Below are 1429 nucleotides of genomic sequence, written 5' to 3'. Positions count from 1 at the left end.
GCTTTTTTGCCCGGGTTAGCGGGAGCTGGCGCGCTTTTGAGCGGACATCTTCTTGGCTGCCATGACGCCGGTTGACACCACGGTCTGAGGTTGGTCTCCACGACACGGACGTGTACGCCGGCGTGCCGCCGTTAGTTTATCGACAGAGTGATGCAGCGATTTCTCGTCCACGAGAATCGGGCTGGATCGCTTGGGAGGCTGCAGTATGGTGTACTGCGCAGTGATGCCGTTGGCGCGCAATTCGACTTGTCCGTCGCGATAGCTATGGATGGCAATCGACTGGCCGATCATGGCACGCAGCCATGGTTCGTCTTGAAGGATGTACTGCCGCTGGTTGTGTTGTAACGTCAGTTTGTTGCTGAGCTTACGTGTATCCTGGATCGACAGAATGCGCTTCAGATCTTCGGTTGGGCGCAACGGCGTGTGCAGGTCGAGTTCACTGCGCGCTGTGCAGGAAAATTGTTCGTTATATCGCTCAATGAATTGCCCAGCCCACTCGTTAGCAGTGTCGATATCCTGAATTCCATCCAGGCGCATCTGCTTGACGAGGCGGTCTTGCAACGTGCGGTTGACGCGCTCGACGCGGCCTTTTGCCTGCGGCGAGTTGGCACAGATCAGTTCGATGCCAAGTTCATCGACAGCGCGCTGGAACTGCGTTGGGATGTGCTTGTTTGCAGATGGAGAGCGGAACACGGCCGCCCTGTCGGCATAGAACGCCTGCGGTTTTCCATGACGGGGAAAGTACGATTGCAGTGCCTCGAAATAGCCATTGGTGCACTCGGTTTCGGAAAAGTGCAGATGGAGGATGCGCCCGGTGGCATCGTCAATGAACACCAGCACCGAACATGGTGCCCGACGTTTCTCAAACCAGGCATGACGGCTGCCATCGATCTGGACCAGCTCTCCCAGGCAGGCTCGCCGCTCGCGTGGCTGATAAAGGCCTGGACGCCGCTCACTACGCGGCGTCCACAAGCCTGCCTCCGTCATCAGCCTGCGCACCGTCTCCTTCGACAGCACCAGATCATGGTGCTCACGTAGCATCTCGCATGCCAGCGTCGGACCGAAGTCAGCGTAATGCTCCCGGACGACCAACATCGCATCCTGGGCCAGTCCAGCTTCAAGCTGGTTATTGCTCGGCTTACCACGCCTTTTCGACGCGATACCGGCCAAGCCAGCATCGGCAAACCGTTCTTGCAAGCGCCGTACCTGGCGGGTGCTGATCTGGAGTCGAAGCGCTGCAACGGCTGCCTTGATCTCGCCTTTTGCGTACGCCTCAATCACCTTGGCGCGCTCTAGCTCTTGCATCGTAATGCTCCCGGATTTGCTCACACTGGACTCCAAACGATTCGGAGTCGACAGCATGAGTCATCTAGCAAAAAGCGGACATTTCAACTTTGCTAGATCCGGACATTACAACTTTGCCCTAACA

Annotated in this window: 1 protein-coding gene; it reads right to left on the bottom strand. The window is 57.3% G+C overall.

Going from position 1 to position 1429, the window contains the following annotated elements:
- Positions 1-15: 15 nt before the first annotated feature.
- On the bottom strand, positions 16-1305 hold the full coding sequence (locus FG94_RS11770; protein ID WP_229445928.1) for an ISNCY family transposase: 1290 nt from the start codon (positions 1303-1305) through the stop codon (positions 16-18).
- Positions 1306-1429: the final 124 nt, after the last annotated feature.

This window comes from Massilia sp. LC238 (assembly GCF_000735635.1).
GTDB lineage: Bacteria > Pseudomonadota > Gammaproteobacteria > Burkholderiales > Burkholderiaceae_D > Telluria > Telluria varians.
Note: the sequence above shows the minus strand (reverse complement) of the source record. Positions and strands in the feature narration are given on the sequence as shown.

Excerpts from the sequence above, each read along its gene's own strand:
- FG94_RS11770 (WP_229445928.1), bottom strand. The coding sequence starts at position 1,305 with ATGCAAGAGCTAGAGCGCGCCAAGGTGATTGAGGCGTACGCAAAAGGC.